Origin of the sequence: Delftia sp. WSY_16, assembly GCF_043104415.1 — a bacterium.
Lineage (GTDB): Bacteria > Pseudomonadota > Gammaproteobacteria > Burkholderiales > Burkholderiaceae_C > Comamonas > Comamonas tsuruhatensis.
Map to the genome: position 1 here is coordinate 69,419 of NZ_JBICKS010000022.1, position 25,090 is coordinate 94,508.

Sequence of the window (25,090 nt, forward strand, 5' to 3'; positions counted from 1 at the left end):
TCTGGGATTTGCGGTGATCGGTTGACGAAATGGCGGCAGCCCACGGACTGCGGCATGCGTCGATTATGGAAATCGGGCCCGAACGCTAAAGCGCAAAGAAAGCGCGTTTGCCTGCGCAGTTCGGCGCTTCGGAAAACGGCGCCCGCCCTATATTTGCTGGCATCGCTCCATGTATCCCGCCCATCCTGACGGGGTGCCGGAGCAAGTCAGGAGCCCCAGCCATGTCGAACTTCAGCACCGCCCATCCGCCTTCCGCCGCCCGAGCCTTCGCCCGCGCCGCCGCATGCGCTGCGCTCGCCGCTGGAGCATCGCTGGCAGGCAGCGCGTTCGCGCAGAACGCGCCCGATGGCGCGGCCCAGCTCAGCCAGATCGGCCAGCGCTTTGCCGACGAGGCCCTGCAGCAGGGCATGGCCGGTGCGGGCGCCCTGCCCCTGCGCATGGAAGTGCAGATGGGCCAGCTCGATCCCCGCCTGCGCCTGGCCGCCTGCGCCAAGGTCGAACCCTATTTGCCCGCAGGCTCGCGCCTGTGGGGCCGTACCCGCCTGGGCCTGCGCTGCCTGCAGGGCGCCGTGGCCTGGAATGTGTTCCTGCCCATCACGGTCAAGGCCTGGGGGCCTGCCTGGGTGCTGCAAAACGGCGTGCCTTCGGGCCGCCCGCTGTCGGCCGACGACGCCGTCCAGGCCGAGGTGGACTGGGCCGAGGATTCGGCTGCCGTCTACGCCAACCAGCAGGACTGGGTGGGCCTGGTGGCTTCCCGCCCGCTGGCCGCAGGCCAGGCACTGCGCCAGAACATGCTGCGCACGCCGGCGCTGTTCGCGGTGGGTGCCGAAGTGCGTGTTCTGGTCAATGGTGGTGGTTTTTCCGTCACATCGTCGGGCAAGGCCATGTCTGCCGCCGGCGAAGGCCAGACCGTGCGGGTTCGCATGGATAATGGCCGGCTCATCTCCGGGGTGGTGAATCCCGAGGGCGTGGTGCTGGTGCAGTAAAAAAACCTCAAGTTTTGTTCCAGGCAGTCGAAAGCTAGGCACAGCGCCTTACGCCGCCAGGGCGATTGGAGAATCAAGATGAAGATAGGTCAAAAACCGGAACTGCCCGCCGCTGCCTCCCAGGCCGCCGCCAAGCAGCCCAAGACAGCCAGCGCCATTGCCAGCGAGGAATCCTCCGCACAGGCCCAGCCTGCCAAGGCGGCCGGTGTTCCCGTGTCGTTCTCGAACTCGGCCCGCGCACTGGACCAAACTGGTCGTGCCACCGCCGACTTCGATGCCAACCGCGTCAAGGAAATCCGCGAAGCCATTGCCAACGGCACCTTCCGCGTGAACGCCGACGCCGTGGCCGACAAGCTGCTGGCCAACTCCGAGGAATTCCTCTCGCACTCGCGCGTCTGAGCGCGGGTTCGGTTCTTTCTCGGTTTTTTCCTTCCGGCGCGAGCACGCGCTTTCTTTTTTCAGCAAGGCCTGTCCCATGACTCTCAGCGAGATGCTCGATTCCCTGGACGCGGTGGTCCGGATGGTGTCCGCCTCGCTGCAATCGAAGGATGCGGTCGCGCTGGAGCAGGCCAGCACCCGGCTGCGCGATGCCATGGCGGCGTTTTCCGAACTGGCCCGCCGCTTCAGCGCGGCCGACTGGACGCAGGAGCTGCGCGAGCGCGCCCAGGCACTGGGCGAGCAGATGGCCATGCAGCGCGACCAGCTGGCGCGCATGGCGGTGGTGGCCCAGCACCAGGCGGCGGCGCTGATTCCCCAGGCTTCGGACCAGGCCACGTATGGACGTGACCTGTATGGACACCCTCACGCCGGACCGGGCAAGGCGCGCATCTACCACTCGGCCAGCTGAAGCAGCCTCCGTCTTCCTTTTTCCTGTCCTGATCAACCCTCCGGCACGCGTGCCCGAGGGTTTTGTCTTTTCCGGGGTGGCGTCGGCGTGACGCGCCTGCCGGCCGGTGCAGGCAGGGCTGCGCATCGGCAGGCGACCCTCCATGCGCGGGAGGAGGTCACGCTTGCTGAAAAAGACGGGGGCTTTGGGCCGTGCGGTGACGGGCGGCCAGGAATGGGGAGGGTGGGCAAAGGCCCGGTTCGGCGAAAGCGGAACAACGCCTTGAAGAAGGCCGGATCCTGCGCGTGCCGGAAAGACGCAGCCATGCGATGGTGCGCGCAAATGCTGTTCGGTCTGCGGTCTGTGGTTTGGGTGGGCAAAGAGGGTCCGGCCGGGGCCGGACGTCCTCAGACCTGCATGTTCATCACGTCGGTATAGGCCTGCACGAGCCGGTTGCGCACCTGCATCGTGGCCTGGAAGCCGATCTGTGCCTTTTGCATGGCGATCATGGTTTCTTCGAGGCTGACGGCCGGGTTCTCCAGCTGCACTTCACGCTGCAGCTGGCTGGAGTGGTTCTGGGCTGAACTGACGGACTGCAGCGCGCCTTGAAGGGCCTGGCTGAAGCCGCCAGCCGCCACTTTGGTCGATGCGTCGCCTGCGCCCACGCCTTTGGGGAGCTGGGTGCCGTACAGGGGAGAGGTGGTACTGGGGATGCGAAGGTCCATGACACATTCCATCGGAGTTAGCAAGATGACGAGATCGTAGGTCGGCAGGGTTTTCGCATCCGGGCAAATAGAAGGTCAAACGGCGCGCTTATCGGGCGAATGTGAAGCGGCGGACTTCGAATAATCGACAGCACGCTAGGGTCCTGTGTGTGCAGGGCTCGAACACCTGGAACCAAGATGTCTGCTGTCGCTGAAATCCCTGTCCCCCAAGCCACTCCCGTCCCCCAGCCTGCCCTGCAGCAGCGCTGGACGGCCATGGACCGTGGCCAGCGCCTGCGTTGGGGCGCGATCGCCGTGCTGCTGGTTGTCGCCGTGGGGGCGGCGGCCATGTTCTACCGCCAGCCGGACTACAAGGTGCTGTTCTCCAATCTGAGCGACAAGGATGGTGGCGCCATCGTCGCCCAGCTGTCGCAGATGAACGTGCCATACCGCTACACGGAAGGCGGCGGCGCCATCCTCATCCCGTCCGACCGCGTGCACGACGTGCGCCTGAAGCTGGCCACCCAGGGCCTGCCCAAGGGTTCGGTGACGGGCTTCGAGCTGATGGAAAACAGCAAGTTCGGCATCACCCAGTTCCAGGAACGCCTGAATTTCCAGCGCGGCCTCGAAGGCGAGCTGACGCGCTCCATCCAGGCCCTGGCCGCCGTGCAAAGCGCACGCGTGCATCTGGCCCTGCCCAATCAGAACGGCTTTTTCCGCGAGCAGCAAAAGCCTTCGGCCTCGGTGCTGCTGAGCCTGTACCCCGGCCGCGTGCTGGACCGCACGCAGATCGCGGGCATCGTGCACCTGGTGGCCTCCAGCGTGCCCGAGATGGCGCCCACGGCCGTGAGCATCCTGGACGATTCGGGCAAGCTGCTGTCGCAGTCGCCCGACGGCAACGCCAACGCCGTGGACATGCAGCAGCTGAACTACACCCAGCAGATCGAGCAGCAGTACGTGCGCCGCATCCTGGATATCCTGGAGCCTGTGGTCGGCAAGAACAATGTGAAGGCCCAGGTCTCGGCCGAGATGGATTTCAGCCAGACCGAATCGACCTCGGAGCAGCACCGCCCCAACCAGTCCTCCGACGCGGGCGTGGTGCGCAGCCAGCAGGTGGTGGAGAGCACGGGCGAGCAAAAGCCGCCCCAGCCCACCGGCATCCCCGGCGCCACCAGCAACCAGCCGCCCCAGAACGCGTCCGCGCCGGTCAATGGCGCCAATCCCGCACCCCAGGCGGCCGATGGACAGAACGCCGTGCGCTCTGCCAGCAAGCGCGAGTCCATCACCAACTACGAAGTGGACAAGACCGTGCGCCACACACGCGGCAGCACGGGCAGCATCAAGCGCCTGACGGCCGCCGTGGTCATCAATGCGCCCCTGGTGGCGGCCGCTGCGCCGAATGCAGCCGGTGGCGCCACCGATGCCGCCACCGTTGCCGCCGCAGCGCGCGGCCTGACGGCGGCGCAGCAGGCGCAACTGCTGACCCTGGTGCGCGAGACCGTGGGCTACAGCGCCGAGCGCGGTGACTCGGTCAACCTGGTCAGCACACCCTTTGTGCAGGACGAAGCGCCGGCCGAGGTGCCGCTGTGGCGCCAGCCCGAAGTGCTGGACATGGCCCGCAGCCTGGGCGTGCCCATCGGCCTGGCCCTGTTCGGCGCCATCTTGCTGCTGGGCCTGGTGCGACCCATGCTCAAGGGCCGCAAGACGGCTGCCGTGGGCGGTCAGCTCAATGCCATCGAGGGCGAACAGCTGGACCGTCCGGCGCTGGCCGGACCCGCTGTCGATCTGTCTCCCACACAGGAGCAGGTGCGCCTGGAGCAGGCGCGCCAACTGGCCAAGCAGAACCCGATCGCGGTGGCCAACATCGTCAAGACCTGGATCAACGGCGAGGCCACCTGAGCCTGCCAAACACGGATTGCTGAGATATGGACGAACGAGGCCTGAACGACGCCGCCATCTTGCTGGTCTCCCTGGGCGAGGAGGAAGCGGCCGAGGTGTTCAAGCACCTCACACCCAAGGAAGTGCAAAAGCTCGGCGAGACCATTGCGCACATGCGCGGCGTCTCGCGCGAGAAGGTGGACTTCGTCATCAACCGCTTTGCCGATGACGCGGCCGCGCAAAGCCTGCTGGTGGACGACGCCAGCGGCTATGTGCGCTCGGTGCTCAAGCGCGCCCTGGGCGACGACAAGGCCGCGCTGCTGATCGACCGCATCCTGCAGGGCGGCGATGTCTCCGGCATCGAAAGCCTGAAGTGGATGGACCCGCTGTCGGTGGCCGAACTGCTGCGCGGCGAGCATCCGCAGATCGTGGCCGCCATCCTGGTGCACCTGGAGCACGAGCAGGCTGCTGCCGTGCTGATGCAGCTGCCCGAACGCTTTCGCAGCGAAGTCATGCTGCGCGTGGCCACGCTGGAAGGCATTCAGCCGACCGCGCTCAAGGACCTCAACGAAGTGCTGTTCCAGGTGCTGGCCGGCGGCGACAAGATCCGCAAGACCTCGTTGGGCGGCGTCAAGACGGCGGCCGAGATGATCAACAACCTCGGCGGCAATGCCGACGTGGCCGTGCTGGACACCATCCGCAACTACGACCCGGACCTGGCGCAGAAGATCATGGACAAGATGTTCGTGTTCGACGACCTGGTCAAACTGGACGACCGCTCGGTGCAGCTGGTGCTGCGCGAAGTGGTGTCCGAGACGCTGATCATCGCGCTCAAGGGCGGTTCGATGGAAGTGCGCGACAAGATCCTGGCCAACATGTCCATGCGTGCGGCCGAGTCGCTGCGCGAGGACCTGGAAGGCCGCGGCCCGATGCGCCTGTCCGAAGTGGAAGCGCAGCAAAAGGAAATCCTGAAGGTGGTGCGCCGTCTGGCCGAAGAAGGCCAGATCACCATCGGCAGCGGCGCGGAGGACAGCTATGTCTAGTGGGATGAACTCGCGCTTCATTCCCTCCGAGGAGATTGACGAGCGCCAGGTGGTGCAGTGGCGCTTTGGTGCCGTGGACCACATGGGCGGCCTGCAAAGCCTGCCCGGCCTGCCGAACATTCAGGGCGCCCCCGATGCACAGGCTGCACCCGGTGGCGCCGGCATGGCGCGCACACCCGCCTCCTCGTCCGGCTTCCACAGCCTGTCGCTGCCCGGGCGCTCCGATGCGCCCCGGCTGGACGCCGATTCCATGGTGCTGGATGTCGACGCCGACGCGCCAGGCACGGCGGCATCCACCCCCGCCGTGGACGAGGAGCGGCTGCATGAATTGCTGGAGCAGGCACGCGCCGAAGGCCATGCCGAGGGCCTGGAGCAAGGCCGCCAGGAAGCCCGGCAGCAGTGGCAGCAGCACATGGATGACTATGTCTCCGGCACGGGCCGAGAGACGGCGCAGCGCGTGGACGCGCTGCTGTCCGGCCTGGACGCCGGCTTCAAGCAGCTGCAGGCGGATGCGGCGCAGGAATTGCTGAACCTGGCCTGCGACATCGCGCGCCAGGTGGTCCGCCAGGAGCTGCGCAGCCAGCCCCAGGCCCTGCTGCCCGTGGTGCGCGAGGCGCTGGACATGCTGGCCTCCGACGGCCGCGCCGCCACCGTGCGCCTGAACCCTGCCGACTTCGCCGTGCTGGACGAGGCGCTGCGCGCCGAGCATGGCGCCCAGTCCAAGGTGCAGTGGATCAGCGACGCTGGCGTGGCCCAGGGCGATGTGCGCGTGGAATCGGGCGGTGCCCAGGTCGATGCCGGCATGGACAAGCGCTGGCGCCGCGCCGTGGCCGCGCTGGGCCTGGTCTCCACCTGGTATGACGGAGAACGCGATGCCGGTTGATGCCTCCCTGGCCGATGCAGGCAAGCCCTGGCAGCAGCTGCTGTCCAATGCCCGCGCCCGCCTGCACAGCGACATTCCGCTGGAAACCCACGGCACGCTCACGCGCCTGACCGGCCTGGTGCTGGAGGCCACGGGCCTGCAGGTGCCGGTGGGCTCGCAATGCTGGATACGCCAGGCAGGCCAGGACCCGGTGCTGGCCGAAGTCGTCGGCTTTGCCGGCGAGCGTGCGTTCCTGATGCCTGCGGGCGACATCCAGGGGCTGTCCAGCGGCGCCATCGTGACGCCGGCCGAACCCTTTGTCGCCCCGCTGCGCTTTGGCGACGGTCCCGAAGAGCCCGTGTCCATGGCGGCCGGCGTGCTGCGCCTGCCCATCGGCAGCGGCCTGCTGGGCCGTGTCGTGGATTCGCAGGGGCAGCCGCTGGACCATGGCGGGCCGCTGGCCGACGTCACGGCCGATCTGCTGGACCGCAACCCCATCAACGCCATGGACCGCGACCCGGTGCGCGAGACGCTGGACACCGGCGTGCGCTCGCTCAACGCCCTGCTCACCGTGGGCCGGGGCCAGCGGCTGGGCCTGTTCGCAGGCTCGGGCGTGGGCAAGTCCGTGCTGCTGGGCATGATGGCGCGCTACACCCAGGCGGACGTGATCGTCGTCGGCCTGATCGGTGAACGCGGCCGGGAGGTCAAGGAGTTCGTCGAGGACATCCTCGGCGCACAGGACCGCAGCCGCGCCGTGGTGGTGGCCGCGCCGGCCGATGCGCCGCCGCTGCTGCGCATGCAGGGTGCCGCCTACGCCACGGCCATTGCCGAGCATTTCCGCGACAAGGGCCAGCATGTGCTGCTGCTCATGGATTCGCTGACGCGCTATGCCATGGCCCAGCGCGAGATCGCGCTGGCCATTGGCGAGCCACCGGCCACCAAGGGCTATCCGCCGTCGTGCTTTGCCAAGCTGCCGGCCCTGGTCGAGCGCAGCGGCAACGGCCTCAACGGCGTGGGATCGATCACGGCCTTCTACACCGTGCTGTCCGAGGGCGACGACCAGCAGGACCCGATCGCCGATGCGGCACGCGCCATTCTGGACGGCCACGTCGTGCTGTCGCGGGCGCTGGCCGAGTCGGGCCACTACCCGGCTATCGACATCGAGCAATCGGCCTCGCGCGTGATGCACAACGTGGTCTCGCGCGAGCACTTCGAGCTGGCGCGGCGCTTTCGCGCTGTCTATTCGCGCTACCAGAAGGGCCGGGACCTGGTCCAGGTCGGCGCCTACATGGCGGGCTCGGACCCGCAGATGGACGAGGCGATACGGCTGCAGCCGGCCATGGCGGCCTTTCTGCAGCAAAGCATGTTCGAGTCGGCTTCCATGGACGAGAGCATCTCGGGCATGGCCGCCGCGCTCGGTGGTCAGTGATGCGGTGACGCGGCACTGAGATAACGCAACAGCGAACACAGGGAGGAAAACCCGGTATGTCGTCCTTGAATGCCTTGATGGTGGCCATCGATGCCGCGTCGCGCAAGCGTGACGAGGCGCGCCAGGCGGTGCAGGAGCGTCAGCGCTCGCAGCAGGCGGCGCAGGCGCAGATGGACCAACTGCAGCACTACGTGCAGGAAATGCAGGCACGCTGGGGCGTGCAGCAGAACCAGTCCGTGCAGCCCGAAGTCATGTTCCACCAATACCAGTTCATGGACCGCCTGCAGCACGCCATCGGCCTGCAGACACGGGTGCTGGCCGACCTGGCCATCCGCCTGGAGGCCGCGCAAAAGGCCTTGATGGCCTGCGAGCTGCGGGTCAGCAGCCTGCGCAAGGTGGTCGAGGTGCGCCGCCGCGACCTGGCGCTGGGCCAGATGCGCCGCGAGCAAAAGGAAACCGACGAACGTGCGGCCATCCAGTTTTTCCGCCGCAGCTTCGGGCTGACATTCCAGGAGGCTTGACGCATGTCCACCAACCAGATCGAACAGCGCGCCGACGCGCGCAGCGCCATGCAGCGCACCATGGAGGGCGTGCGTTCCGCGCGCGCGGCGCAGCCGCCGTCCAATGAGCAGGCCGCAGGCTTTTCCTCGCTGCTGGCCGCCATGGATGGCATTGGCGGACTGCCGGACCTGGGTCAGGTCCTCGGCGATGAGGGGGCCGGCGCACTGGCCAACCTCAAGGGTGCAATTCAGGGCAGCCTGAAGGATCCGGCTGACCTGTCCGGCCTGGCACAGGGGCTGCTGCAGACGCAATTGCCGCTGCAGCCCCAGGCGGAGACGGCCGATATGGCCACTTCCGCGCAGGCCGATGCCATGCTGCTGGCCGCCAACGGCCAGGCGCCCTGGCTCAGCCTGGTCGGGCAGACCGCCCACCTCGATGGCAAGGGCGACCGCGACATGCTGCAGGGCGTGGCGGGCGACTGGTTGTCTGGCCGGGGCAGTGCCGCCATGCTGGCCTTGCGCCAGGAGCAGGGCGTGGTGGCGCATGCCGCCTTCATGGCTCCGCAACCTGCAGCGGGCGATGCCGCAGGCGCGGCGCTGGCCGCGAACGCCAACACGGCGGCGCTGGCTGGCGCAGTGGATGCCGCTGCAGCCGGCACGCCCGCCGATACCGCTGCGCGCCAGGGCGCCCAGGCACAGACACAGGCGGCCGATGTGCTGGCCGCCGTGCAGTCCGATACGGCGCTGACGGCCGCCGCAGCGCGCACGGCATCTGCAGCCCAGGCCACGCATGAGCACACACCCCAGGCGCTGGCGCCCGGCGTACGGCAGGACGCGGCCCTGGCGTCGGGCATTGCGCTCAACGGCATGGCGGCGGTGCGGCCCGCGGAATGGCGCGGCCTGTTCGAGCGGGCCCGCGAAGGTGGCACCGGCTCCGCAGAGTCTGCCGCCAACGGATTGCATGGGGTTGCAGCCGCCGTGGGCGCGGCCCACGCCGGCCAGTCCCTGGGACAGCAGGCCGCCGGACACAATGGCGCAGCCTTGGCCCAGCCCGATGCCCAGGCACAGCCGGGCAACTCCACCGAGCGCGAGCAGCAGGTGTCCGAGCAGGTGGCCTTCTGGGTGCACAACAAGAGCCAGAACGCCTCGCTGTCTGTCGAGCATGAGGGCAAGGCCATCCAGGTGCAGGTCAGCCTGCAGGGCAACGAGGCCCATGTGCGCTTTGGCGCCAGCGAATCCCAGGCGCGCGAATGGCTGGGCAACGGTGCCGACCAGCTGCGCGAGCTGCTGCAGGCCCAGGGCCTGCAACTGGCCGGCGTCAGCGTGGACGCGGGTGGCCAGTCCGGCAATGGCGAGGCGGGGGGTCGCCAGGGCGCGGATGCCCAGGCGCGCCAGGGCCGCGTGAGCGCCATGGTCGATGCCGCCGGCGTCACGGGCGGCAGTGGCGCCGCACAGGTTGGTGGCCGCGCGGCGGCAGGCGGGGTGGATCTGTTCGTCTGATTCTTCCTGCGCTTCTTGCGGGGCGGCGCATGCGCCGTTTTCCGGGTTTTCAGAACAGGCCGGGTGGCGACAAGCTGCCCGGCCTGTGGCGTTTTGGGGCCATCAAGCCAGCGAGAAACCGGGGTTTCATGCGCTTATTCAGGCCATGGCCCGAGGTCCAATCGCCGAATAATTCCTGCCATGGGCCTGCTGCGTCATGGCGCCGCGCATGATGCGCGAGCGCGTGGCGGTCCCGCTCACCCAGAGGAATTCCAGTGTCTGCCACACCCAATGCCGCCAACAATGCAGCTCCCGCCCCGGCCAAGGGCAAGAAGCTGATCGTGCTGATCGTCATCATCGCCGTCCTGGCCATAGGCGCGGCCGCTGCCTTCATCCTGCTGTCCAAGCGGCACAGCAATGCCGATGAGGAGGAGGGCGGCTCCAGCAAGGCGGCCGTCACGGTTCCCACCTTCCTGCCGCTGGACAGCTTGGTGGTCAATCTGTCCGACCCGGGCGGCGACCGCTTCGTGCAGATCGGCATCACGCTGGAGCTGGCCGACGAGAAGACGGCCACTACGGTCAAGCAGTACCTGCCCAGCATCCGCAACGGCATCCTGATGCTGGTGTCCCAGCGCACGGCCGAGGAGTTGCTGGAGCGCGACGGCAAGGAACGCCTGGCTGCCGACGTGCTCAACGAAGTGTCTGCACCGCTGGGCTACGGCAACCAGGCCAAGGCCAAGAAGCGCAGCCGCGACGAGGATGCAGAGGACGAAGATGGCGAGCGCCGCCGCTCCCCTGGCAAGAACCCCGTGCGCCGCGTGCTGTTCTCCAGCTTCATCATTCAGTAACCGGGGAGGCAAGGCGCCATGAGCGATTCGTTTCTCTCCCAGGAAGAAGTCGATGCCCTTTTGGAGGGCGTGACCGGCGAGAGCCAGAAATCCACGACCGAGGAGGTCGAGGCGGGCATCATCCGCCAGTACGACATCTCCAGCCAGGAGCGCATCGTGCGCGGGCGCATGCCGACGATGGAGATCGTCAACGAGCGCTTTGCCCGCAACTTCCGCATCGGCCTGTTCAACTTCATCCGCCGCAGCCCCGAGGTGTCGGTGGGCACGGTGTCGGTGCAGCGCTACAGCGCCTTCCTGCGCGAGCTGGTGGTGCCCACCAACTTCAACATCGTCGCCATCCGCCCGCTGCGCGGCAGCGGCCTGGTGGTCTGCGATCCCTCGCTGGTGTTCGGCGTCATCGACACGCTGTACGGCGGCACGGGCCGGCTGCAGACACGCATCGAAGGGCGGGATTTCTCGCACACCGAGCAGCGCGTGATCAACCGCCTGGTCAACGTGATCTGCGAGGAATACAAGAAGGCCTGGCACGGCATCTATCCGCTGGAGCTGGGCTACCAGCGCTCGGAGATGCAGCCGCAGTTCGCCAACATTGCCACCCCCAGCGAAATCGTCGTGTCCACGGCCTTCCAGCTGGAGATCGGTGACATCTCGGGCTCCATCCACATCTGCATGCCCTATGCGACGCTGGAGCCCATCCGTGATGTCCTGTACTCCTCCACGCAGGGCGACTCCATTGAAGTGGACCGCCGCTGGGTCAAGGTGCTCAAGCGCGAAATCCAGGCCGCCGAGGTGACCCTGGTGGCCGAACTGGCGCGCGCCGACGCCACGGTGGAGCAGCTGCTGGCCATGCGCCCCGGCGATTTCATCGAACTCGACCGCGAGCCGCTGATCCGCGCCTCCATCGGCGGCGTTCCGATTTTCGAGTGCCAGTACGGCACTCACAACGACAAGTATGCAATCCGTGTCGAGCACTGCCTGCGCGGTGCCGATGCTGGCTGGATGGGAGAAAACAATGGCAACTGAAGACACGCAAAAGCCCGCTGGCGACGATCCGTTCTCGGGATGGGCAGAGGCATTGGACGAGCAGCGCGAGCGCGACGCCAAGCTGGAGGCGGAACAGGGCGGCCCGCTGACGGGCGAGCCCGTGCGCCCCTACGCCGGTGGCGGCGACGTGCCGGTCAACGACATCAACATGGTGCTGGACATCCCGGTGCAGCTGTCGGTGGAACTGGGCCGCACCAAGGTGCCGATCAAGTACATCCTGCAGCTGGCCCAGGGCTCGGTGGTCGAACTCGACGCACTGGCCGGCGAGCCCATGGACGTGCTGGTCAACGGCTACCTGATCGCCCAGGGCGAGGTGGTGGTGGTCAACGACAAGTTCGGTATCCGCCTGACCGACGTGGTCACGCCGTCCGAGCGCCTGCGCCGGGTCAGCCGTGGCTGAGAGCTCCGGCATGGGCCCGCTGTGGCCGACCCTGCTCACGGTCGTGGCCCTGGTCACGGCCATGGCTGCTCTGCCCTGGCTGCTGCGCCGCTTTCAGCAGCGCACGGCTGCGCTGCGTGGCGCAGCCGGCCTGCAGTCGCGGGTGCTGGGCGCCGTGGGCGTGGGTCCGCAGCAGCGGGTGGTGACGGTGGAAGTGGGCGAGGGCGCGCAGACCGTGCGGCTGGTGCTGGGCGTCACGGCGCAAAGCATCCAGTGCCTGCATGTGCTGCAGGCCCCGGCCCCTGCTGATTTTTCGGCTGCGATGGCGCAAGCGCGCAGCCTGCCTGCGGACGGTGCGAATGTCTGAATATTCCTGCAAGCGCCCGGCGCGCACGCTGAGCCAGGCCGCCGGCGCCGCAGCGCTGGCGCTGTGCTGCGCCACGCCCCTGGCCTCCTGGGCGCAGGGCGCGCCCGCCAGCCTGCCGCTGGTCATCGGCCAGGGCAGCGGTGGCACCAGTTTTTCGGTGCCCATCCAGACCCTGCTGTTCTTCACGGCGCTGTCGTTCCTGCCGGCCATCCTTTTGATGATGACGGGCTTCACCCGCATCGTCATCGTGCTGTCGCTGATGCGCCAGGCGCTGGGCACGCAGTCGGCGCCGCCCAACCAGGTGATCATCGGCCTGTCGCTGTTCCTGACGCTGTTCGTCATGGGACCCACCCTGGACCGCGTGTACCAGGAGGCCTATGTGCCCTACACCACGAATGCCGCGACCTTCGAGCAGGCCATTGAAAAGGCCGAGGCGCCCATGCGCGACTTCATGCTCAAGCAGACGCGCCAATCGGACTTTGCGCTGTTCGCGCGCCTGGCCAAGCTCGAAGCCGGCGTCACCGCAGAGACCGCGCCGCTGCGCGTGCTGGTGCCGGCCTTCGTGACCAGCGAGCTGAAGACGGCGTTCCAGATCGGCTTCATGATCTTCATCCCCTTCCTGGTCATCGACATGGTCGTGTCCTCGATCCTGATGTCGCTGGGCATGATGATGCTGTCGCCCGTGCTGGTGGCCCTGCCATTCAAGCTCATGCTCTTCGTGCTGGCCGATGGCTGGAACCTGCTCATCGGATCGCTGGCGGCCAGCTTCGCCGTCTAGTCCCGTTTTATTGGAAATCCTTCCATGACCTCCCAATACGTGCTCACCTTCGGCCGCGAGGCACTGACCTTGCTGCTCATGATCTCCATGCCCGTGCTGGGCGTGGTGCTGGCCGTGGGCCTGGCCGTCAGTGTCTTCCAGGCGGTGACCCAGGTGCATGAGGCCACGCTGGCCTTCGTGCCCAAGCTCATCTCCGCCGTGCTGGTGTTTGCCATTGCCGGTCCGTGGATGCTGAGCACGCTGGTGGATTTCATCCGCCGCACCATAGAGACCATTCCGCAGGCGGTGGGCTGAGCCCTTCGCCGCGCGCAGGAAACGCCGCCGTGATCACCTTCAGCGAAGCCCAACTGGTGGCCTGGCTGTCGCCAGTTCTCTGGCCGTTTCTGCGCGTGCTGGCCATGTTTTCCGTGGCTCCCGTGTTCTCGCAGCGCGTCATTCCCATGCGGCTGAAGATCGGCCTGGCCTTCCTGGTCGCGGTGTGCGCGCAGCCCGTGCTGGGCGACCAGCCCGTGATCGGCATCAACTCGCCGCAGGCGCTGGGGACGCTGATACAGCAGGTCGGCGTGGGACTGGCCGTGGGCTTTGCCGTGCGCCTGGTGTTTGCCGCCGTGGAGGTGGCGGGCGAGGTGGTCGGCCTGCAGATGGGCCTGAACTTCGCCAGCTTCTTCGATCCCACGACCAATGCCCAGCTCAGCGCCGTGGCGCGCTTCATGGTCCAGATTTCCACGCTGCTGTTCATCGTCATCAACGGACACCTGCTGGTGCTGATGGCCGTGCTCAAGAGTTACGAGGCGTTTCCTGTGGACGGCAGCTTCCTGCAGGCCATCAACCAGATGCGGCTGCACGAGATGGGGGCGGCGGTCTTTGCCAGCGCCTTCTGGATCGCCCTGCCCATGGTCGCCATGCTGCTGTTCGTGAACCTGGTGCTGGGCATCATTTCGCGCGTGGCACCGCAGATGAACATCTATGCCGTGGGCTTCCCGGTCACGCTCACCGTGGGCCTGACGGGATTGATGGCCACGCTGCCGCTGCTCGAGCAGCCCCTGGTCGCCTTGCTGCAGCGCGGCATCGCGGTGTTTGGCACCTCAATGTAAGCAGTTGTGAAAAACAACAGATTTTCCGCTCTGCCGGCCGCAAAAACCTCAGATCAGCTGGTTGTGGATGGCGTAGGCCGTGAGTTCGGCGTTGCTGCTCATCTGCAGTTTTTCCAGCACGCGCGCCCGGTAGACGCTGACGGTCTTGGGGCTGAGCATCAGCTCGGTGGCAATGTCGGTCAGCCGCTGCCCGGCCGCGATCTTGATCAGCGTCTGCAGCTCGCGCTCGGACAGGCTTTCATGCGGCACCTGGGGTGCGGGCTGGGCCAGGCTGTCGGCCAGCATCTGGGCCACTTCGGACGTCAGGTACTTGCGGCCCGTGGCCACCGTGCGCACGGCCTCGATCAGCAGCATCGGATCGCCCGCCTTGTTGGCATATCCCTGGGCGCCCGCCTTGAGGCAGCGCAGCGCGTACTGGTCCTCGGGGTACATGGAGACCATGAGCACCTTGATCAGCGGATGGGTCTCGCGCACGCTGGCCAGGGCCTCCAGGCCGCTGCGGCCGGGCATGTTGATGTCCAGCAGCAGCACGTCGCAGGCGGCGGTGCGCAGCTGCTCACGCAGCTCGGCATAGCTGCCTGCTTCTGCGGTGACGCTGATGTCCACTGCCTCGGCCAGGGTGTCGCGGATGCCCCGGCGCAGCACCGCATGGTCGTCGCACAGCACCACGTGGATCAAAGTCGGCCTCCTGGAAAAAGGGTCACGCCGCCATGGCGTTCAGCATTCATTGCCCGGGATATTAGGGCAAGCGCCGCCATCGTCCAGCGGAATGGAGACGATGACCGAGGTTCCGCGTCCGGCTTGACTGCTGACATCCAGCCAGCCCCGAACGGTGCGCGCGCGCTCGCCCAGACCGCGCAGGCCGAAGGATTCGGGCTTGTCGCGGGCGCCGTCGGCCAGGCCCACGCCGTCGTCCGTCACCTCCAGCGTGAGAAAACCTTCGCGGTCGGAGAGATCGATGTCCACATGGCGCGCCTGGGCATATTTGCCGACGTTGGTCAGCGCCTCCTGGGCCGTGCGGTAGGCCACGACCTGGATGTCGGGCGCGATGTCCATGCTTTCGCGGCTGCTGCGCACACGGGTGGGCACGCCCGTGCGGCGCTCGAAATTCTCGGCCAGCCACTGGACGGCGGCCACCAGTCCCTGGTCCAGCACGGGCGGGCGCAGGTTCATCATGATGCGCTGGCTGGCGCCCAGCGCGTGCTCCAGCATCTCCAGCGCAGCCAGCGCATGCTCGCGCAGCCCGCCCTCGGGCGCATTGCGCGCGATCCAGGCCACGTCGAACTTCACCGAGGTCAGCGAGCCGCCGATGTCATCGTGGATCTCGCGGGCGATGCTGGCGCGCTCGCGCTCGGTGGAGGTCTGCAGGTGCTCGGTCAGGTCGGCCAAGCGCCGCTCGGACGCCGCCAGTTCGGCCGCCGCGCGCCGGCGTGCCAGGCGGGCCTCGTGCACTTCCAGCGCATGCGAGACCACATGGGGCAGGCGCGTGATGTGGTCCTTGAGCAGATAGTCGCTGATGCCCTCGCGCATCACATCCACGGCGGCCGACTCGCCGATGGCGCCGGACAGCAGCACGAAGGGCGGATGCCCGGGCTGGCGGCGAACCAGCTCCCAGGCATCCAGCGCCGTGAAGCCGGGCAGGTGGTAGTCGGCCAGGATGAGGTCGAATGCCTGGTTGTGCAGCGCAGCTGCGGCATCATCGAGCGTGTCGACCACGACAATCTCGCAGACCAGCCCGCCGCGCAGCAAGCTCAGCCGCGCCAGCGCCTGGTCAGCGGCCGAATCCTCGATGTGCAGTATGCGCAAGGGCTTGTGCGGTGGTCTGGCATCCCCGGGGGCGCTATCATGAGATACATTTTGGAACATAAATGCAAATGGTCGTGTACACCAAGGGATGCGCGGCATTCCCGTGAACGATTGACAAGGGTTGGCCGTGCTGCAAGGCACGGCGCACGTTGGGCTGAAACGCTGGTGGTGGAGTAACAATGCAGTCAATGCACAAGCCTTCGGGCGAGCCTGCCGTCCCCATGCCCGTCATGGTGGCCGCAGACCTGCAGGATGCCTTGCTGGTGGCGATGCGCGATCTGCAGCGCCTGGAAGGCCTTCTCAATCACGCAACGCAGAACCTGCTGGACCGTTTCGACGAGACCCATGGCCAGCTGGCCGGCGAGGCGCTAGCCGCCTTGCCCCAGCTCGATGCCGCCCGGTCCACGTTGAGGCTGGCGGTGACCGAGTTGCAGTTTCACGACATGTCCTCCCAACTGATCGCCCATATTACGAAGATTTTGCAAGGCTGCGCGTTCCAGTTGGCCGCAGCCACCATGGGTGTGGACGAGGGAGAGGACGATTCCCTGGGCCTGCCGGCGATACCCGACCGGCCCAATCCCGTCACGCAAAGCGAGATGGATGCTGGCTCGGTCGAACTGTTCTGACCGCTGACCATGCACCCATCCACCTTTTATTGCCCGTCTGTTGGAGCTATACATGCGATCGATTCTGGCTGTTGATGATTCCCCCTCGATGCGAAAGATGGTGGCGTTCACCCTCGCAGGAGCGGGATTTCGCGTCGTGGAGGCCGTGGACGGCGTGGATGCGCTCGAAAAGGCCCAGCTCGAACAAGTCGATCTGGTGCTGGCCGACCAGAACATGCCGCGCCTCGATGGCATCGGCCTGACGCGCAAGCTGCGCGAAAACCCGAAGTTCCAGAACACGCCCATTCTCATTCTCACCACCGAATCCAGCGACCAGATGAAGCAGGCCGGACGCGCTGCGGGCGCCACGGGCTGGCTGGTCAAGCCCTTCGATCCGAACCGTTTGATCGAAGTCATTCAGAAAGTAATGCGTTGAGCCGATAAGTACGGGCAACAGGAAACAGCAGGACCAAAGATGGCGGATCTACACCAGGATGGGGCAGGAGCGGGCGCAGACTTCGACCTGAGCCAGTTCTATCAAATCTTCTTCGAAGAAGCGGCCGAGAACCTCGACCAGATGGAGCAGATGCTGCTGAATCTGGATCTGTCGGCGGCCAACGACGAGGAGCTCAACGGCATTTTCCGTTGCGCGCACTCGATCAAGGGCGGCGCGGCCACCTTCGGCTTTGCCGATGTGACCGAGCTGACGCACCGCATGGAGTCGCTGCTCGACCGGCTGCGCCGGCACGAGATCACACCGATTCCTGAAATGGTCGACGTGCTGCTGGAGTCGGCCGATGCCAGCCGCAGCCTGCTGGCACGCCACCAGGCCGGCAACGAGGGCGAGGCCCTGTCCACCACGGATCTGGTGGCGCGCATCGAGATGCTGGCAGAAGGCCGCAGTGCCGTGCCTGCAACAGCCGCCCCGGCCGCTGCACCGGCACCGGCGCCTGCTCCCGTGGCAGCGCCGGTCGAGGCGCCCGCGCCTGCCGCGCCCGTATCGGGCGGCGCCGTCGGAACGGCACCCGCCAGTGGCGGCCGTTCGCTGCACATCCTGATCGGTCCGCTGGAGCGTCTGGAGATGGCCGAGGCCATCAAGGAACTGTTCCGCGACATTCCCGGCCTGGGCCGCATCGAGGACCTGGCCTGCGATCAGCCGCAAAGCCGCCTCTTTGCCGTGCAGACCTCGTCCACCGACGACGACCTGCTCGATCTGTTCGCCTTCCACGTGGCCAAGGAGCAGGTTCGCATCACGGCAGCCGATGAGGCGGCCGGGGCCGCTCCTGCAACCGAAGCGGTGCAGGTGGCCGAAGCCCCCGTCGCCGAAGAGCATGCCGCGCACGATCCCGACGCCGCCCTGGCCTCGGTCGCCATTCCGCCCGCCGAAGAGGCCTACGGCTTCTTCAACGGTGCACCCGGCATGCCCCAGGCCGACGGCGCGCTGGCCATCCAGCCGGCCGGTGCCGCGGCCAAGCCTGCTGCCAAGACGGCTGCCCAGGCGCAGCAGGCGCAGATGGAGTCGACCAGCATCCGTGTGTCGGTGGCCAAGGTCGATCAGCTCATCAACCTGGTGGGCGAGCTGGTCATCACCCAGGCCATGCTGGCGCAAAACAGCCACGGGCTGGATGCATCGGCCTACCAGCAACTGCTGGCAGGCCTGGCCGATCTGGACCGCAATACGCGCGATCTGCAGGAATCGGTGATGTCCATCCGCATGATTCCCATGTCCACCGTGTTCAGCCGCTTCCCGCGCATGCTGCGCGACCTGGCCGGCAAGCTGGGCAAGAAGATCGACCTGATCACGCTGGGCGAAGCCACCGAACTGGACAAGGGTCTGGTCGAGAAGATCACCGACCCGCTGACCCATCTGGTGCGCAACAGCGTGGACCACGGCATCGAAATGCCCGAGGAGCGCCTGGCCGCTGGCAAGTCCGAGCATGGCACGCTGACGCTGGCAGCCTCCCATCAGGGCGGCTCCATCGTCATCGAGGTGCGCGACGACGGCCGCGGCATGAACCGCGAGAAGATTCTCAAGAAGGCCCGCGAGCGCGGCATGGATGTCTCGGACAGCATGCCCGATCAGGATGTCTGGCAGCTGATCTTCGCGCCGGGCTTCTCCACGGCCGATGTGGTGACCGACGTGTCCGGGCGCGGCGTGGGCATGGACGTGGTCAAGCGCAACATCGCGGCGCTGGGCGGCTCGGTGGAGATCGAGTCCAACCAGGGCAAGGGCATGCGCGTGGCCGTTCGCCTGCCGCTGACCCTGGCCATCATGGACGGCATGTCGGTGGGCGTCAGCGACGAGGTCTACATCCTGCCGCTGTCCTCGGTGGTCGAGTCCTTCCTGGTCAAGGAAGAGGACGTCAACACCGTGGCCAACGGCACGCAACTGGTCAAGGTGCGTGACGAGTACATGCCCGTGTTCGCGCTGGAAAAGACCTTCCGTGTGCCGCGCAGCGACACCAGCCAGTCCAGCAACATCATGGTGGTGGTCGAGTCCGACGGCAGCCGCGTGGCCCTGCTGGTCGACGAGCTGCTGGGCCAGCACCAGGTGGTGGTCAAGAACCTGGAATCGAACTATCGCAAGGTGCCCAACGTTTCGGGCGCCACCATCCTGGGCGATGGCACGGTGGCGCTGATTCTGGACACGGGTGCGCTGGTGCGCCGCGCGCGCCACTGAATGGGACAGGGATACCTGACGACAAACGACGGAGCCGCAGGCAGAGCCTGCGCGCCGCCAAAAACCATGGCTTTCGCCACCACGGCGCGGGCCCGACAGTTGAGGAGCTGAGCAATGAGCGTGATCGCTAAGACTGCAGGCGTCGCCACCGGCGCGCGCGAGTACCTGACCTTCCGCCTGGACCAGGAGGAATACGGCATCGACATTCTGAAGGTGCAGGAAATCCGCGGCTACGAGCCGCCCACGCGCATCGCCAATGCGCCGGAGTTCATCAAGGGCGTGGTGAATCTGCGCGGCACCATCGTGCCCATCGTGGACATGCGCCTGAAGTTCAACTGCTCCCAGGTCGAATACAACAGCTTCACCGTCGTCATCATCCTGAACCTGCGCAACCGCGTGGTGGGCATCGTGGTGGACTCGGTCAGCGACGTGATGGAGCTGGCTCCCGAAGCCGTGCGCCCCGCGCCGGACATCGAAAGCGCCATCGACAGCGGCTGCATCCTGGGCCTGGGTTCGGTGGGCGAGCGCATGCTCATCCTGCTGGACATCGAAAAGCTCATGAACAACGTGGACATGGGCCTGGTCGCTTCGGCCGACTGAGACCCGTTCTTGCACTGAGCGCCCTCATGCGATCCGGTTCTTCCAATGCGGCACTGGCCGCGCGCCCCGTCGCCGACGACGGGGCAGCCAACGGGCCCCTGGCCCAGGGGCGCGAATTCGAATGGTCGTCGCGGGACTTCGCCCGCGTGCAGGCGCTGATCTACCAGCGTGCCGGCATCAGCCTGCACGATGGCAAGCACGCCATGGTCTACAGCCGCCTGTCGCGGCGCCTGCGCGAGACGGGCTACGACAGCTTTGCCACCTACCTGGACTGGCTGGAGTCCCAGTCCGATGGCGTGGAGTGGCAGGAGTTCGTGAACGCACTGACCACCAATCTCACCGCGTTCTTTCGCGAGCAGCACCATTTCGAGATCTTTGCCCAGCATCTGCGCAGCAAGCCGGCCGGCACGGCCTGGAAGGTCTGGTGCAACGCGGCCTCGACCGGGGAAGAGCCTTACTCCATCGTCATGACGGCCCTGGAGGTGCTGGGCGCCACGCCCAGCTTCCAGTTGCAGGCCAGCGACATCGACTCGCGTGTGCTGGACACGGCGTCGGCCGGTGTCTATCGCGCCGAAAGCATCAAGGGCATGAGCGCCGAGCGCCTGCACCGCTTCTTCCTGCGGGGCAAGGCCGGCAATGCGGGCCTGGTGCGCGTCAAGCCCGAGCTGCGCCGCCTGGTGGAGTTTCTCAACGTCAATCTGATCCGTGACGATTGGCCGTTCCGCGATCCCTTCGACGTGGTCTTCTGCCGCAACGTGATGATCTACTTCGATGCGGCCACGCAGCGCCGCGTGCTGGAGCGCATCCACCGCGTCATGAAGCCCGGGGGCCTGCTGTTCGTCGGACATGCCGAGAACTTCAGCGACTCGCGCGATCTGTTCACGCTCAAGGGGAAGACGGTCTATGAGCGCCGCTGACGCAGGTCCTGCCGCACACAAGGGGGTCTTCCCATGATCGGGGACCGCTCCGCCTTCGCACCGCCCCCGCCGCCTTCGGAGCGCCGCCGCACGCCGCGCATCAACAGCTATACCGCTGCGGACTACCCGGCGCCGGGCGACCCGGTGCCGCGCTCCTCGCTGGAGCAGCTCAAGCGCCAGCAGCGCTACCCCGGCGAGGCGTCGTTCTTCTACTACGACCCGCATTTCCAGCACAACGCCGTCAAGGTGCTGCCGGGCGAATACTTCGTCTCCAACGAGGACGTGATCCTGGTCACCGTGCTGGGCTCGTGCATCTCGGCCTGCATCTGGGACCGCACCATGCGCGTGGGCGGCATGAACCATTTCATGCTGCCCGACGGCGACTCCGCCGATGCGTCGGGCCGCTACGGCTCGTACGCCATGGAATTGCTGATCAACGAAATGCTCAAGCTCGGCGCACGGCGCGAGTCTTTGCAGGCCAAGATCTTCGGCGGCGGGCAGGTGATGCACAACTTCACCACCATGAACGTGGGCGAACGCAATACCGCCTTCGTCACGCAGTACCTGCAGACTGAACGCATCCCCATCGTCTCGGAGGATGTGCTGGACATCTACCCGCGCAAGGTGGTGTTCTTCCCCGCCAGCGGCAAGGCCATGGTCAAGCGCCTGGCACACGCCCATCCGGAGGAGCTGGTACAGCAGGAATTCACGCGCGGCAATGCAGCCGTCGTGGCACGCAATACGGCAGGCGGCTCGGTCGACCTGTTTTGAGGAAGGTTCAAAGGAATGGACAGGAAAATCAGGGTGATCGTGGTGGACGACTCTGCGCTGGTGCGCAGTCTGCTGTCCGAGATCATCAATCGCCAGCACGACATGGAATGCATCGGCTCGGCCAACGATCCGCTGATCGCACGCGAGATGATCCGCGAGATGAATCCCGACGTGATCACGCTCGATGTGGAAATGCCCCGCATGGATGGCATCGACTTCCTGGGCCGGCTCATGCGGCTGCGCCCCATGCCGGTGGTCATGATCTCCACGCTGACCGAGCGCGGCGCCGAGGTCACCATGCGCGCGCTGGAGCTGGGCGCCATCGACTTCGTGGCCAAGCCGCGCGTGGGCGTGTCCAACGGCCTGCAGGAGCTGGCCGCGCAGATCGTGGACAAGATCCGCGTTGCTGCCGTGGCCCAGGTCCGGCGCCTGCCGGTCGCTCCGCGCAGTGCGGCTCCCGCCACCGGCAGCGCGTTGGCGCCGGTCTCCGCTTCGGCGGGCATGAGCGCGCCGCGCCAGGCTGCACCGGCGTCGCTGCTGGGGCGGCTGTCCACGGAAAAGCTGATTGCCATCGGTGCCTCCACCGGCGGCACCGAGGCCATCCGTGAAGTGCTTACCCATCTGCCGGCCGACTGCCCGGCCATCGTCATCACCCAGCACATGCCGCCGGGCTTCACCACCAGCTTCGCGGCCCGGCTCAACAGCCTGTGCCAGATGACCGTGAAGGAAGCACAGCAGGGCGAGCGGCTGCTGCCCGGCCACGCCTACATCGCACCGGGCGGCAAGCATTTCTCCGTGCAGCGCAGCGGTGCCAACTATGTCGCCGTGGTGGATGACAGCCCGCCCGTGAATCGCCACAAGCCTTCGGTCGAGGTGCTTTTCAAGTCGGTGGCGGCCTGTGCGGGCCGCAACGCCTACGGCATCATGCTCACCGGCATGGGTGCCGATGGCGCGGTCGCCATGCGTGAAATGCGCGATGCGGGCAGCTACAACTTCGTGCAGGACGAAGCCAGCTGCATCGTCTTCGGCATGCCGCGCGAGGCCATCGCCCATGGTGCGGCCGACGAGGTGCTGCCCCTCAACCAGATCGCCTCCGCCTTGCTGGGCAAGCTGCGCATAGGTTCGGACCAGGTTCACCACCGCATTTGAGTGCAACGGCCGGTCCTGGCGGCACCCATGAAAAAAAAGAGCGCCAGGCGCTCTTTTTTTTCGTCCGAAGAAAGCTCACTCCGACAGTGCGCTCCAGCGCTCCAGCGCCTCCATCAGCTGCTCATCGATCTCGCCATCGCGCTGATGCAACTGAACGGCGCGGGAATTGTCGCTGGCATACAGCGAACCATCGGCCAAGGCTTCCCGAATGGACTTCTGCTCTGCCTCCAGCGCTGCAATGCTTTCGGGCAACTGATCGAGCTCACGCTGCTCCTTGTAGCTGAGCTTGCGCTTGGGCTTGCCGTCGCTGCGTGCCGCAACGGGCTTGGCCTCTTCCTTGGATGGCTTGGGCTGCGCGGCCTCGGCCAGATCGCGGCTGCGGCGGGACTGATCCAGCCAGTCCTGCACGCCGCCTTCATATTCGCGCCATTGGCCCGGGCCTTCCCAGGCGATGGTGCTGGTGACCACGTTGTCCAGGAAACTGCGGTCATGGCTGACCAGAAAAACGGTGCCGTCGTAGTTCTGCAGCAGGTCTTCCAGCATTTCCAGCGTCTCGATATCGAGATCGTTGGTCGGCTCGTCCAGCACCAGCACATTCGCGGGCCGGGCAAACAGCCGGGCCAGCAGCAGGCGGTTGCGCTCCCCGCCAGACAGCGAGCGAACGGGGGAATGGGCGCGCGCCGGGGAGAACAGGAAATCCGACAGATAGCTCTTCACGTGCTTTTTCTGGCTGCCGATCTCGATCCACTCGCTGCCGGGGCTGATGAAGTCCTCCAGCGTGGCATCCATGTCGATCTGGTGACGCATCTGGTCGAAGTACGCCACCTGCAGATTCGCCCCCAGCCGCACCTGGCCGCTGTCAGGTGCCAGTTCGCCCAGAATCATCTTGAGCAGCGTCGTCTTGCCTGCGCCGTTGGGGCCGATCAGGCCCACCTTGTCTCCGCGCAAAATGGTGGCGGTGAAGTGGGAGACGATGTTCTTGTCGCCAAAGGACTTGGCCACATCCGTCAGCTCGGCCACGATCTTGCCCTGGTAGCCGTCGCCTCGGCCCGACGCAATGTCCATCTTCACGCCACCCAGCACCTCGCGGCGGGCAGCGCGGTTGGCCCGCAACTGCTCAAGCCGGCCGATGCGGCTCTGGCTGCGCGTGCGGCGGGCTTCCACGCCCTTGCGGATCCAGACCTCTTCCTGGGCCAGCAGCTTGTCGGCCTTGGCATTGATCACGGCCTCCTGGGCCAGCTGATCCTCCTTGGTCTGCTGGTACTGGACGAAATTGCCGGGATACGAGCGCAGCGTTCCACGATCCAGCTCCACGATGCGTGTGGAAACCCGGTCCAGGAAGGATCGATCGTGCGTAATGGTCACCACGCTGCCCTTGAAGTTCAGCAGCAACTCTTCCAGCCACTCGATGGCGTCAAGATCCAGGTGGTTGGTCGGCTCATCCAGCAGCAGTACATCAGGTCTCGCCACCAGGGCCTGGGCCAGTGCCACGCGCTTCTTCATCCCGCCGGACAGGGTGCCCACCACGGCTTCGGGATCGAGGTGCAGCCGCTGCAGAGTCTCCTCCACGCGCTGCTCCCAGTTCCAGGCGTCATAGGCCTCGATCTGGGACTGCAGCGCATCGAGATCCTCGCCCTCGGCGCCAGCCAGGTAGCGGTCGCGCACGGCAATCACCTCGGCTATGCCGTCGGATGCCGACTCGAAGATTGTCTGCTCGGGCACAAGCACCGGCTCCTGCGCCACATAAGTAATGCGGATACCGGACTGTGTCTGGACCTGCCCGTCGTCTGCCTTGGCCAGCCCGCCAAGAATCTTCAACAAAGAGGACTTCCCTGCGCCGTTGCGACCGATCAGGCCCACACGCTCGCCGCTCTCCAGGGAAAACTGGGCGTGGTCGAGAAGCGCCACATGCCCGAACGCCAGTTGGGCGTCTAACAAAGTAATCAATGCCATCGTGCGCGCATTATCTATGCGGGCCCGATTCCTGGTGCAGGCAGCAAGGCCTCCGCGCCCGGAGCCTGCCCGCAGGGCAGGCTCCGGGCGGGTTTCAGAGGGCGGGGCGGTGGCTTCTTCACTGGTCTGCAAGGAAGTTCACGAATTTCACGCCATCGGTAAAAACCCATGCTATAGTTCGATCCCTCGTCGCCACACTGCCTTGCAGACAGCGATGAGTCAGAAAAGTCTTGTAGACAGCACGAAAAAACGTGCTAAAATGCAAGGCTCTGCTGAAGAGAGCGATGCAGATCGCTGGTGTTGAGAAAATCGAAGAAATTTGATTGCAACGGCGCTAAAAACTGTGCTAGAATTCAAGGCTTCGCTGATCGCAGCAAGTCAGAAGCAAAGAA

Annotated in this window: 27 protein-coding genes; 23 read left to right on the forward strand and 4 right to left on the reverse strand. The window is 66.3% G+C overall.

Features of this window, described 5'->3' with window-relative positions; genetic code table 11:
• Positions 1-221: 221 nt before the first annotated feature.
• From flgA to ACF8O7_RS13540, 3 genes are all read left to right on the forward strand, one after another.
• The gene (gene flgA / locus ACF8O7_RS13530) at positions 222-986 is read left to right on the forward strand and encodes a flagellar basal body P-ring formation chaperone FlgA (protein ID WP_016449315.1); all 765 of its coding nucleotides are present in this window, start codon (positions 222-224) and stop codon (positions 984-986) included.
• A gap of 78 nt (positions 987-1,064) precedes the next feature.
• Positions 1,065-1,385, forward strand: a complete 321-nt coding sequence (gene flgM, locus ACF8O7_RS13535) for a flagellar biosynthesis anti-sigma factor FlgM (RefSeq protein ID WP_016449316.1) — start codon at positions 1,065-1,067, stop codon at positions 1,383-1,385.
• A gap of 76 nt (positions 1,386-1,461) precedes the next feature.
• A complete protein-coding gene (locus tag ACF8O7_RS13540) occupies positions 1,462-1,833 on the forward strand; it encodes a hypothetical protein (RefSeq protein ID WP_392443531.1) in 372 nt (123 codons plus the stop codon).
• A gap of 386 nt (positions 1,834-2,219) precedes the next feature.
• On the opposite strand, the gene fliE is transcribed toward ACF8O7_RS13540, so the two are convergent.
• The gene (fliE, locus tag ACF8O7_RS13545; protein WP_016449318.1) at positions 2,220-2,537 is read right to left on the reverse strand and encodes a flagellar hook-basal body complex protein FliE; all 318 of its coding nucleotides are present in this window, start codon (positions 2,535-2,537) and stop codon (positions 2,220-2,222) included.
• A gap of 177 nt (positions 2,538-2,714) precedes the next feature.
• Between fliE and fliF the strand changes: the two genes are divergently transcribed.
• The 13 genes from fliF to fliR all read left to right on the forward strand — a co-directional run bounded on the left by fliF (position 2,715) and on the right by fliR (position 14,217).
• Positions 2,715-4,415, forward strand: a complete 1,701-nt coding sequence (gene fliF, locus ACF8O7_RS13550; RefSeq protein ID WP_026062017.1) for a flagellar basal-body MS-ring/collar protein FliF — start codon at positions 2,715-2,717, stop codon at positions 4,413-4,415.
• A gap of 26 nt (positions 4,416-4,441) precedes the next feature.
• The gene (gene fliG / locus ACF8O7_RS13555) at positions 4,442-5,437 is read left to right on the forward strand and encodes a flagellar motor switch protein FliG (RefSeq protein WP_012202571.1); all 996 of its coding nucleotides are present in this window, start codon (positions 4,442-4,444) and stop codon (positions 5,435-5,437) included.
• A complete protein-coding gene (locus ACF8O7_RS13560; RefSeq protein WP_016449320.1) occupies positions 5,430-6,320 on the forward strand; it encodes a FliH/SctL family protein in 891 nt (296 codons plus the stop codon). Before fliG ends, ACF8O7_RS13560 begins: the two co-directional genes overlap by 8 nt.
• Positions 6,310-7,728 (forward strand): flagellar protein export ATPase FliI, encoded by a 1,419-nt coding sequence (fliI, locus tag ACF8O7_RS13565; RefSeq protein ID WP_016449321.1) that lies wholly within the window; start codon positions 6,310-6,312, stop codon positions 7,726-7,728. Before ACF8O7_RS13560 ends, fliI begins: the two co-directional genes overlap by 11 nt.
• Positions 7,729-7,784: 56 nt before the next feature.
• On the forward strand, positions 7,785-8,249 hold the full coding sequence (gene fliJ, locus ACF8O7_RS13570) for a flagellar export protein FliJ (RefSeq protein WP_016449322.1): 465 nt from the start codon (positions 7,785-7,787) through the stop codon (positions 8,247-8,249).
• A 3-nt stretch (positions 8,250-8,252) separates the two neighbouring features.
• Positions 8,253-9,728, forward strand: a complete 1,476-nt coding sequence (locus ACF8O7_RS13575) for a flagellar hook-length control protein FliK (protein ID WP_074923324.1) — start codon at positions 8,253-8,255, stop codon at positions 9,726-9,728.
• A gap of 254 nt (positions 9,729-9,982) precedes the next feature.
• Positions 9,983-10,555, forward strand: coding sequence for a flagellar basal body-associated protein FliL (gene fliL, locus ACF8O7_RS13580; protein WP_016449324.1), 573 nt, complete (start codon positions 9,983-9,985; stop codon positions 10,553-10,555).
• Between the two features lie 18 nt (positions 10,556-10,573).
• Positions 10,574-11,578: a flagellar motor switch protein FliM gene (gene fliM, locus ACF8O7_RS13585; protein ID WP_016449325.1), complete on the forward strand. Its 1,005-nt coding sequence runs from the start codon at positions 10,574-10,576 to the stop codon at positions 11,576-11,578.
• Positions 11,568-11,999, forward strand: coding sequence for a flagellar motor switch protein FliN (gene fliN, locus ACF8O7_RS13590; protein WP_016449326.1), 432 nt, complete (start codon positions 11,568-11,570; stop codon positions 11,997-11,999). Before fliM ends, fliN begins: the two co-directional genes overlap by 11 nt.
• Positions 12,000-12,009: 10 nt before the next feature.
• On the forward strand, positions 12,010-12,345 hold the full coding sequence (locus tag ACF8O7_RS13595; RefSeq protein WP_012202579.1) for a flagellar biosynthetic protein FliO: 336 nt from the start codon (positions 12,010-12,012) through the stop codon (positions 12,343-12,345).
• On the forward strand, positions 12,338-13,123 hold the full coding sequence (gene fliP, locus ACF8O7_RS13600; RefSeq protein WP_016449327.1) for a flagellar type III secretion system pore protein FliP: 786 nt from the start codon (positions 12,338-12,340) through the stop codon (positions 13,121-13,123). The genes ACF8O7_RS13595 and fliP overlap by 8 nt, the downstream gene beginning before the upstream one ends.
• Positions 13,124-13,147: 24 nt before the next feature.
• Complete coding sequence (gene fliQ / locus ACF8O7_RS13605; RefSeq protein WP_012202581.1) at positions 13,148-13,417, forward strand: flagellar biosynthesis protein FliQ; 270 nt, start codon at positions 13,148-13,150, stop codon at positions 13,415-13,417.
• A 29-nt stretch (positions 13,418-13,446) separates the two neighbouring features.
• Positions 13,447-14,217: a flagellar biosynthetic protein FliR gene (fliR, locus tag ACF8O7_RS13610; protein ID WP_012202582.1), complete on the forward strand. Its 771-nt coding sequence runs from the start codon at positions 13,447-13,449 to the stop codon at positions 14,215-14,217.
• Positions 14,218-14,265: 48 nt separating this feature from the next.
• Here the strand turns inward: fliR and ACF8O7_RS13615 are convergent, their stop codons facing one another.
• Both ACF8O7_RS13615 and ACF8O7_RS13620 read right to left on the reverse strand, forming a co-directional pair.
• The gene (locus tag ACF8O7_RS13615) at positions 14,266-14,895 is read right to left on the reverse strand and encodes a response regulator transcription factor (protein WP_016449328.1); all 630 of its coding nucleotides are present in this window, start codon (positions 14,893-14,895) and stop codon (positions 14,266-14,268) included.
• Positions 14,896-14,934: 39 nt separating this feature from the next.
• Positions 14,935-16,083: a response regulator gene (locus tag ACF8O7_RS13620; RefSeq protein ID WP_016449329.1), complete on the reverse strand. Its 1,149-nt coding sequence runs from the start codon at positions 16,081-16,083 to the stop codon at positions 14,935-14,937.
• A 119-nt stretch (positions 16,084-16,202) separates the two neighbouring features.
• Between ACF8O7_RS13620 and ACF8O7_RS13625 the strand changes: the two genes are divergently transcribed.
• From ACF8O7_RS13625 to ACF8O7_RS13655, 7 genes are all read left to right on the forward strand, one after another.
• Complete coding sequence (locus tag ACF8O7_RS13625; RefSeq protein ID WP_016449330.1) at positions 16,203-16,649, forward strand: hypothetical protein; 447 nt, start codon at positions 16,203-16,205, stop codon at positions 16,647-16,649.
• A gap of 52 nt (positions 16,650-16,701) precedes the next feature.
• Entirely contained in the window at positions 16,702-17,064 is a 363-nt protein-coding gene (locus ACF8O7_RS13630; protein ID WP_016449331.1) for a response regulator, read from the forward strand.
• A 39-nt stretch (positions 17,065-17,103) separates the two neighbouring features.
• Positions 17,104-19,308: a chemotaxis protein CheW gene (locus tag ACF8O7_RS13635; protein ID WP_047327038.1), complete on the forward strand. Its 2,205-nt coding sequence runs from the start codon at positions 17,104-17,106 to the stop codon at positions 19,306-19,308.
• 114 nt (positions 19,309-19,422) lie between these two features.
• A complete protein-coding gene (locus tag ACF8O7_RS13640) occupies positions 19,423-19,908 on the forward strand; it encodes a chemotaxis protein CheW (RefSeq protein ID WP_016449333.1) in 486 nt (161 codons plus the stop codon).
• Positions 19,909-19,934: 26 nt separating this feature from the next.
• Entirely contained in the window at positions 19,935-20,825 is an 891-nt protein-coding gene (locus ACF8O7_RS13645) for a CheR family methyltransferase (RefSeq protein WP_016449334.1), read from the forward strand.
• 33 nt (positions 20,826-20,858) lie between these two features.
• The gene (gene cheD, locus ACF8O7_RS13650; RefSeq protein ID WP_016449335.1) at positions 20,859-21,596 is read left to right on the forward strand and encodes a chemoreceptor glutamine deamidase CheD; all 738 of its coding nucleotides are present in this window, start codon (positions 20,859-20,861) and stop codon (positions 21,594-21,596) included.
• A 15-nt stretch (positions 21,597-21,611) separates the two neighbouring features.
• Complete coding sequence (locus tag ACF8O7_RS13655; RefSeq protein WP_017407827.1) at positions 21,612-22,745, forward strand: chemotaxis response regulator protein-glutamate methylesterase; 1,134 nt, start codon at positions 21,612-21,614, stop codon at positions 22,743-22,745.
• Positions 22,746-22,820: 75 nt separating this feature from the next.
• Here ACF8O7_RS13655 and ACF8O7_RS13660 read toward each other — a convergent pair whose 3' ends face one another.
• Positions 22,821-24,698: an ATP-binding cassette domain-containing protein gene (locus tag ACF8O7_RS13660; RefSeq protein WP_126312977.1), complete on the reverse strand. Its 1,878-nt coding sequence runs from the start codon at positions 24,696-24,698 to the stop codon at positions 22,821-22,823.
• Positions 24,699-25,090 lie beyond the last annotated feature (392 nt).